This window comes from Bacillus cereus group sp. BfR-BA-01347 (genome assembly GCF_022663835.1).
GTDB lineage: Bacteria > Bacillota > Bacilli > Bacillales > Bacillaceae_G > Bacillus_A > Bacillus_A thuringiensis_K.
Map to the genome: position 1 here is coordinate 47,613 of NZ_JAKUGG010000034.1, position 6,603 is coordinate 54,215.

The window sequence follows — 6,603 nt, forward strand, 5'->3', positions numbered from 1 at the left end:
AACTAATTTATTATCGTGGTAAACCGTTTTCCACTACATCCGTAACAGTTCCATTCGGTTCAAAGATTACACGTAATGATCCTTCTCCACCATAACCAGTATAGTCATATACTGAATATGATTTATATTTCTCAATCACATATGGCTGTCCAATTGCAGCTTTTACTTGATTCGCGGCCATACCTTTTTTGATTTTCAAATAGTGATTGTAACTTACTGCTACCGAATTGTTATTTACATCTTTATACCACGGTACACGATCGTTTTTTTCTTCATATTCCTTTACAGGCTCTTCACTACGTTTCGTAAATACCTGATTCTCTTTATCTGTATCTTTATCTTTATCTTTATTCTTTATAGCAGTACGTTCAATATTTACAACATAACCATATGTATTTAATTCAACCATAATTTCATATGTACCATCCGTATCTTTTTCAGTATAAAATACGCGTTTTTCATGGTTATTATAATGTTTTATGTTCTCACCACCATAGTCAATCGTATTAAGAATATCCGTATACGTCATACCTTCCTCAATCTTTTGAGATTCATCATGAGAAATATAACGCTTTTGTGATGATGGTGCATCCTCATTTTTAATACTTTCACGTTTGCTCGTAGTCATAGGTGTTTTCTTCTGATCTTTTAGTACTTCACCTTCCGCCTTCGCTGGTTGCTTTGCTCCTACTTTTGTTAATACGTCTGTATCGCTAGAACAAGCTCCCAAAATCGATACTGTAATCAACGCCATCCCTACTATAAGTACTTTCTTAAATGACTTCACTCTAATCCCCCCGGTATTTTTAATATCTAGTAATCAACGTATTTTAATTAATACGGAACTATTCAGTTCTATACAATTGGCTATAACCTTCTCCCTTATGCACCTTTTTTGTATAAAGTGAAACTTTAATCAGTGGGGGGGTTCTTCATCCCCACTGATTATTAGTTGAACCAATCGTGCTGCATAAATCTACCTATTAGTAATAACCGATGCATTTACAACTATTTCGAACATAATTCCCAATCATCTTCGTTACAAATATTAACATTAAATATAACTAATAAATAGTATATTTTTGCTAATTATTTACATTTTGTCTACATAATCTTATCTTAAAACGAATAATATGAATCTCGAATTCACAGTGTAAATTATATATACTATATATAATAACATTTAAATTAAAATCTAAAGTAACTTTACATGCATTTTCTGTTTTAACACAAAAAGAAAAGACCTTTCTAACGATTTTATTCTATCGCTAAAAAGGTCTTTCTCTATTTCTGCTAAAAACTTAGCACTCTTCTGGCTTACCAGCATTCGATGCTGTACGGAAAGATGATCCACATCCGCATGATGCGATTGCGTTTGGATTGTCGATTGTGAATCCACCGCCAAGCATAGATTGTTTATAGTCAATTTTTACTCCTTTAACAATTGGAGCACTTTCTGTATCGATAACAAATTCAACACCGAAAAACTCAAGAACTGTGTCGTCTTCTTTTGGTTCTACTTCAAATCCTAAGCCGTAAGAAAGACCGCTACATCCGCCGCCGTGGACAGCAAGGCGCACGTACTTCTCTCCATCTTCAGCATCTTTTAACATATCTTTAATTTGAAAAGCTGCTTGTTCTGTTACTTCAATCATGAAATACACCTTCCTTTCTGTTCTTAGTCCATTATACATCTTTACGCTTCTATCTTGTACTCATACACTCCGCGACAAATTACTTCCGCAGGTCCTTTCATCAACACGCTTCCTTCTTCAGTCCACGCAATCATTAAATCGCCGCCAGCTAAATGAACTGTAATTTCCTTACCACGTTCCATCTTTCCATTCAAAATAGCAGCTACAACTGCAGCACACGCCCCTGTTCCGCAAGCTTGCGTTACACCAGATCCACGTTCCCAAACGCGGAAGTTCATCTCTTCATCATTCAAAATTTCGATAAACTCAACATTTACTCGCTCTGGAAACATTTCATGTGTCTCAAGGACGGGTCCAAGTGTTGTAAGAGGTGCTTTTTCTACATCATCAACAAAAATAATCGCATGCGGATTTCCCATTGAAACAGCTGTAAATGCATAACGATGATTATTATATAAGAAGTTTTCACGAATAAATGGTGTTTCATCTTCACCAAGCATCGGTATTTCTGCACGTGTTAGACGCGGTGCCCCCATATCGATTTTCGCTAATGTAACTTTCCCTTCTTCTACCGTTACTTCCGCCGTTACAATGCCAGCTAACGTTTCAATTGTGAAAACTGTTTCTTCTACTAGTTTATGCTCATACGCATATTTCGCTACGCAGCGTAAACCGTTACCACAGCTCTTTCCTTCAGAACCATCATTATTAAACATACGCATTTTCACCGGAGCTACGTCTGAAGGGCAAATTAAAATCATCCCATCTGCTCCAATACCAGTATTAATATTTGAAACCTTTTCCGCCACAAGGGCTAAATCTTCTTCAGAAATTTGCTCTTCAAACATATTTACATATATATAACTATTGCCAAGACCATGCATTTTTGTAAAAGAAAATTGGCTCATTTATATTCACTCCAAAAATAATTTGTTATGTTAAGTATAAAATGCATGCTTTTAGAACACAATATGAATGTCCCCCGTTTCTCATATTTGACAACGTTTGGCGATGAGCCACTCTTACACAATTTGTGTAAGAAAAAAGCCCTTCTAAAAAGGGCCTTTTTTTATTTATCCCACTATTTTCGATTGGGGAAGGCTAATAATCAGTATTAGCCTTCCCCACGAAATAAAGTTTTATCTAATGAAAAAGGTGCTGCTGATTCGCAACACCTTAAAACATTGGATTTTCATCCAAATACTCATATACATTATTAACAAGCTCTTCTACTGTTGCACCTTGTACAACTTCACCATTTACAAGTGCAAACGGTCCCTCAAAACAAATACCACAATATCCTAAACAACCATACTCCATTACATCTAAATTCGGATCTTTTTCTAATTTTTCTAGAGCTGCTTGCGAACCACTTGCAAGGTTACCTACACAAAATTCAATTAATGGTTTAATCAAAATTCTCCCCCCTGTACTACAAAACAAATTACCTTCTGACTTTATCTATAAGAAGAAAACTAAGCTGTTTCTTGTTGTTTTCGTTACACAGTCTAAACTATTTAGTTACTTCATTACTTCACTTCAAAGTAGATGACTTCTTCTATATAACATGCTACTTCTAATGAAATAGTAACTACAAAGGAAAAACAGTTTACTTTACTTTTCTTCTTATTGTACAACAGAGTATTCATTCATGCATTGTTATTTGTTCACAAATTCGATATAATTTGATTGAGTAAAGTCAAAATATTTTATTAATATAAAATTTTATGATTAGGGGATATTTCAACAGAAAAGGGGTAATCCATCATGAAACACCTCGTAATACTAGGTGGCGGCTACGGTGGAATGAGAATTCTGCAAAGGCTACTTCCAAGCAACCAACTTCCAGATGATGTACAAGTGACATTAATCGACAAAGTACCATACCATTGCTTCAAAACTGAATATTATGCATTAGTTGCGGGTACTATTTCAGAAACGCATATTCGTATACCGTTTCCTGAACACCCACGCCTCAATATTCAATACGGCACAGTAACAAATATTGACCTCGAAGAAAAAGCTGTTCATCTCGATGGCGGCGAAGCGATCCAATATGATGATTTAATTATCGGACTTGGCTGTGAAGATAAATATCATAACGTTCCTGGGGCTAGGGAATATACACATAGTCTACAATCAATTGAACAAACACGTAAGACATATGAACAATTAAATAGTCTAGAACCAAATGCAACAGTAGCTGTCGTTGGTGCTGGCTTAAGTGGTGTTGAAGTAGCAAGTGAACTTCGGGAAAGCCGTTCTGATTTAAAAATCTACTTATTTGATCGAAAAGATAGAATTTTATTCCCATATCCAGAGAAATTAAGTAGATACGTAGAAGAATGGTTTGTAAAGCATAAAGTTAACATTATACGAAACTCTAACATTACAAAAGTAGAACCAAATATTGTGTACAACCACGATGAACCACTTGAATGTGATGCAATCGTCTGGACAGCTGGTATTCAAGCGAATGAAGTTGTTCGAAACCTTCCAGTTGAACAAGATGGTAGCGGACGGGTTGTCTTAACTAAATATCATAATATTCCAAATAACGATCATGTTTACGTTGTAGGAGATTGCGCAGCACTTCCACATGCACCATCTGCCCAACTTGCTGAAGGTCAAGGAGAACAAATTGTCCAAATATTATTAAAACGTTGGAATAATGAAGCACTTCCTGACGAACTACCTGTAATTAAATTAAAAGGTGTTCTCGGTTCTCTCGGTAAGAAGCACGGCTTTGGTTTACTAGCAAACCAACCATTAATGGGACGTGTACCGAGATTATTAAAATCTGGTCTTCTTTGGATGTACAAATATCATAAAGGTTAATACTTTACAGGCTGTCTACTAAGTAGGCAGCCTCTTTTATGAGTTAACATATAATTATCAGACACATCTTTTTCAATATGTATAATGATTTATTTTTCATTTTCATATTAAAAACTATTGATAAAAAGTGTATGCTATTTGTAAGTTGTCTTATTATTTCCTTTAAGACCGAATTCATTCGGTCTTATTTTTTATGTGATAAATACTTTTGTAGGAGGCATTACATTCAACTTATGAACTTATCGAAACTAAACAATCGAATAGAAGCGAAAAAGAAAGAGTTAATCTATCTCGTTGAACAATACGGATTCACTCATGATAAAGTGATTTCTTTCAGCCAAGAATTAGATCGTTTACTTAACTTATTAATAAAACTCAAGATGAAGAAAAAACGTTGTTCGTTATAACCATTTCCCCCTCTTTTTTGATACGATATAACTAGAATCAGAAAGGAGCGATTTATGTTTATATTAAAAGACGTTATATATAAAGATATACTACACATTCCTTATTTACGGATTCAAAAAGAAAAGATTACTTGCATTATCGGTGAAAGCGGAAGCGGAAAAAGTACATTGCTTCGGATGTTAAACGATTTACAATCTCCAACATCCGGTACAATTGAATATAACGGAAAGTTAATTTCTAATTATCCACCTATTCAATTACGTCGTGACGTAGTTATGCTTGGGCAAACTCCACCTATTTTTGATGGAACCGTTAAAGACAACCTATTAATGGGACTTCGTCTTTCTGAAAAACCATTTCCAAATGATGATGCCCTGCGGAGTGCACTAAAAACCATTAGTTTAGACAAGCAATTAGAAGATAGCGCTTCCTCATTATCCGGCGGTGAAAAACAAAGGCTTGCCTTTGCTCGTATTGTACTTATGGATCCACCTGTCTATTTATTAGATGAACCTACTTCAGCATTAGACAGTGATACAGAACGACGCGTAATGAAACAATTTACTGAACTAGCACGAAAAAAGAAAAAAACAGTTATCTTCATCACACACTCGCAACAACTTCCAGAAGAAATTGCAGACGACATTATTGAAATTAGTAAGGCAAACGGTGCAACTAGAAAGGAAGTGCTCTCTGTTGAAGGGCGTTATTGAACTCCAAATTTGGCAACTTGCGGCTGCCTATATTTTCATTCTTATTTTAATCGGGATTGTGAAATTAAAAGGGATACCTCGCGAAAAACAAATCGCGCTCGCAACATTCCGTATGACCATCCAACTCGTACTTGTTGCATATGTCCTTACATACGTATTTGAAAATAGTAATCCATTTTATACAATTGCTCTCATTACTTCTATTACTACCTTTGCAATTTTTAATATTTATAAACGAGTTAGCATCCCAATGTCTAAAGAATTAAAACGAGTAGCCGCCCTTTCCATGGTCGCCGGATCAATTGGGCCACTTCTACTATTTATCTTTGTTATTATCGGTCATGACCCTTGGTATGCTCCGCAATATATCGTCCCTATTACAGGAATGTTAGTTGGGAATGCCATGACTGGTGTTTCTCTCGGTGCAAATACGTTCTTAAACAATATGAAATCGCAAAGAGGTCAAATTGAAGGTGCACTTATGCTGGGCGCAACACCGAAAGAAGCTGCTGCTCCGCTCATACGCGACGCTTTTGACTCTGCCATTTTACCTACAATCAATTCTATGGTCGGAATGGGGATTATAAGCCTACCAGGCATGATGACAGGACAAATCTTATCTGGTGTATCACCGTTCACAGCTATTCAATATCAAATTGCCATCATACTCGGTATTTCTGGAAGTACTGCCTTTGCTGTCATTATCTTTTTACAGCTTGGATATAAAACGTTCTTTAATAAGCGATGTCAGTTGAAAGAGGTTGACTATAGTGCGCGGTAAATGATACTTCTTGCTCGGTAAATCATGCTCTGTTCATCGTAAATGAAATCATATCGACTTACCGAAAAAAAAATGACAATAAAAAAGAGGAGGCTACTGGTATTATCCCCTATAGGTAGACAGTAAAAAAAGAGTCCATCTGATATGATGGACTCAATACTGTTTTATCTGGAGGGGATTTTTTTATGGCAAGAAAAGGACAATCATT

8 protein-coding genes are annotated in these 6,603 nt (G+C 35.7%); 4 read left to right on the top strand and 4 right to left on the bottom strand.

All coding sequences use genetic code 11. The features are described 5' to 3' along the window. Window positions 1-10 precede the first annotated feature (10 nt). From MR143_RS29840 to MR143_RS29855, 4 genes are all read right to left on the bottom strand, one after another. Window positions 11-787 (bottom strand): hypothetical protein, encoded by a 777-nt coding sequence (locus MR143_RS29840; RefSeq protein WP_202822324.1) that lies wholly within the window; start codon window positions 785-787, stop codon window positions 11-13. A gap of 514 nt (window positions 788-1,301) precedes the next feature. Further along, window positions 1,302-1,655, bottom strand: coding sequence for a HesB/IscA family protein (locus MR143_RS29845; RefSeq protein ID WP_000573825.1), 354 nt, complete (start codon window positions 1,653-1,655; stop codon window positions 1,302-1,304). 41 nt (window positions 1,656-1,696) lie between these two features. After that, window positions 1,697-2,563 (bottom strand): diaminopimelate epimerase, encoded by an 867-nt coding sequence (dapF, locus tag MR143_RS29850; protein ID WP_000077413.1) that lies wholly within the window; start codon window positions 2,561-2,563, stop codon window positions 1,697-1,699. 268 nt (window positions 2,564-2,831) lie between these two features. Then, window positions 2,832-3,071 carry a YuzB family protein gene (locus MR143_RS29855; protein ID WP_000595026.1) on the bottom strand — a complete coding sequence of 80 codons (240 nt, stop codon included), beginning with the start codon at window positions 3,069-3,071 and terminating at the stop codon, window positions 2,832-2,834. Between the two features lie 351 nt (window positions 3,072-3,422). Here MR143_RS29855 and MR143_RS29860 point away from each other — a divergent pair, with 351 nt between their 5' ends. The 4 genes from MR143_RS29860 (at window position 3,423) to MR143_RS29875 (ending at window position 6,395) form a co-directional block, all read left to right on the top strand. Then, a complete protein-coding gene (locus MR143_RS29860; protein ID WP_000682076.1) occupies window positions 3,423-4,493 on the top strand; it encodes an NAD(P)/FAD-dependent oxidoreductase in 1,071 nt (356 codons plus the stop codon). A 233-nt stretch (window positions 4,494-4,726) separates the two neighbouring features. Next, window positions 4,727-4,900: an aspartyl-phosphate phosphatase Spo0E family protein gene (locus tag MR143_RS29865; protein WP_001054086.1), complete on the top strand. Its 174-nt coding sequence runs from the start codon at window positions 4,727-4,729 to the stop codon at window positions 4,898-4,900. Window positions 4,901-4,954: 54 nt separating this feature from the next. Further along, window positions 4,955-5,614: an ABC transporter ATP-binding protein gene (locus MR143_RS29870; protein ID WP_000470269.1), complete on the top strand. Its 660-nt coding sequence runs from the start codon at window positions 4,955-4,957 to the stop codon at window positions 5,612-5,614. Beyond that, on the top strand, window positions 5,598-6,395 hold the full coding sequence (locus MR143_RS29875; protein ID WP_000679238.1) for an ABC transporter permease: 798 nt from the start codon (window positions 5,598-5,600) through the stop codon (window positions 6,393-6,395). Before MR143_RS29870 ends, MR143_RS29875 begins: the two co-directional genes overlap by 17 nt. Window positions 6,396-6,603: the final 208 nt, after the last annotated feature.